A 2,150-nucleotide genomic window follows, 5' to 3' on the forward strand; every position below is an offset into this window, starting at 1 on the left:
TTACAAATATAACAAAACATTCCATTCAGCAGCGGATTTTCCGTAGGAAAATCCGTAAGTAGCCATTGAAGCAAACCGCTGTTACCAGTAGGTTTAATGTAAAGTTACAGTTTCATATAATGATTGACACCAATCAATAATTTCACCAGCTTTATTTAATTCAACAGTATAATATTTTCCGCTGTTTTGATATTTTTCGTGTACAATAACAAAAATTCTGTCTTCATATACTTTTGGATAATGAACAAATAACTTAGGAAAATTTCCACGATTAAATTTTCTGATTTTAAATTTTTTTTTGTCAACATTTGTTAAATCGAGTTCCAATCTCATATCTTCAAATCTCCTCCAATATTTTGAATATTCTAACTTTTCAATATTTTTACCATAATTTGGAAGCTTTGTCTTTAAGCAATCAGATGGGACATAATAAATTTCTTCACCAGAATCATAGTTAAGAGATTTAAACACAATTATTTTCCTTTCAACAGGATATATTTCAAGAATAGTGTCTTTATAGAAATTAAAAGCTAATTGTTCGTAGAAAGGATATTCTGATTGTGAAAAACAATTTACATTTATTGACAGGAAAAAAATAATTGTAGCTAAAATTCTATTGTTCATTTTATGTAGATTTTCAAAACTTACTGGTAACGTTTCGCGGCTTGAAAATTGTGGCGAAAAACCAGCACCAAGCCTTCACAAATATACACAAAACTTTAAATTTAGCAACTGCGCCATTTCAAAAATTCCCGAAACTAGCCATATTTTTAAACCGCTGTTGTAGGCTGCATAATATTTTCGGAACTTAAAAAACTCAACGCAAAGTTTTCCACAAAGTTCGGATTGTCACGCAAAGCATATTTTCACGCAACGTTTAGTTTCAGTTTTTAATTTCACAACGGATTTTCCCGAAAACGTATCTTCAGCACAAAGTTTATCGACAAAGTTCGGTTCGGTTTTCAACTATCACGCAAAATTTTTCGGTAACAATTTCAATAAATTTCTTTCGGAAAAAATAGGAGAGAAGCTTTCAGCGTAAGTTCGGAAAATATGTTGCACACAACGTTTTGCGGCTTGCTCTCAGTGGCGTTGCACCAACACCAAGCCATTACAAATATAACAAAACAATCCATTCAGCAGCGGATTTTCCGCAGGAAAATCCGGAAGTAGCCATTGAAGCAAACCGCTGTTATAAGTTGTTTTTTAAAATATATCCCACCATTTTTTCCTTTTTGTCAATTGTTTGATTGTTATTATCTTTTTTGGTTTTGGTTTGGATATTTCTGATTTAAATTGATTATCAACATCAGATTTCATATTCCAGCCAGCTGTTGATGATGGTTTGAACAAGTAACCTTCACCACTGTAATTATTAATATCATAATTTTTTTCAATAGATATATTACACGCATATTCATAAAGTTCAGAATAATTTTTTTTAAAAAGGTCTGGTGCATACCAAACTATTTTTGGACTATCATTCCAATTACCATAATTACAAATTAATACTTCCGAATTTATGAAATCTTCTTTTGTTGGTTTAGTTTTTAAGTTTAGTCTTGTAGTTGCTATTAAATTATAAGCTGTTTTGGGATTATTATCTTCAGCAAGTACAATTGAACCGCCATAATTACCATTTTCTAAAAGAAAAATGAAGCAATCACCTTTTTTAAAAACAGGAGTTTTAAGTTTTTCTTTTTTCCTTGGTTTAGGTTTTTCCCTATCACTTTTTAATTTTACAAGAAATTTATCGAGTGCTATTTTTCTTTTAGTCAAACTTTGTTTATCTGCACCAAGTTCAGCCCAAAGTTTAATGTCATCACCAGAATTAATTATATTTTCTACTTTTTTTAATATATTTTCATCGAGTGTTTTTGTTTCCCATTGCGCAAGAGCAATGGCAAACCAAAAATCATTTTTCTCAGAATCAATTTCAAGTATTTCGAAATTTTCAGTTAAAATTTTTTCAGTAATTTCTTTAGGATTTTCTCCATAGTTATAAAGTTCAAAAAAATCTCCATAAACATCGGAAAATGCATCACTATCTTTTATTGCTGTACTCCAATTACCCATAGTTTTTTTAAAATAACTTATAACGTTTCGCGGCTTGAAAATTGTGGCGAAAAACCAGCACCAAGCCTTCACAA

Annotated in this window: 2 protein-coding genes; both read right to left on the minus strand. The window is 30.4% G+C overall.

What is annotated here, in order from left to right; genetic code table 11:
- Positions 1-93: 93 nt before the first annotated feature.
- Positions 94-624, minus strand: a complete 531-nt coding sequence (locus GFJ99_RS13160) for a hypothetical protein (protein WP_153209494.1) — start codon at positions 622-624, stop codon at positions 94-96.
- Positions 625-1,206: 582 nt separating this feature from the next.
- Positions 1,207-2,076 carry a hypothetical protein gene (locus tag GFJ99_RS13165; protein WP_153209496.1) on the minus strand — a complete coding sequence of 290 codons (870 nt, stop codon included), beginning with the start codon at positions 2,074-2,076 and terminating at the stop codon, positions 1,207-1,209.
- Positions 2,077-2,150: the final 74 nt, after the last annotated feature.

Origin of the sequence: Flavobacterium sp. LMO6 (assembly GCF_009495795.1) — a bacterium.
Taxonomy (GTDB): domain Bacteria; phylum Bacteroidota; class Bacteroidia; order Flavobacteriales; family Flavobacteriaceae; genus Flavobacterium.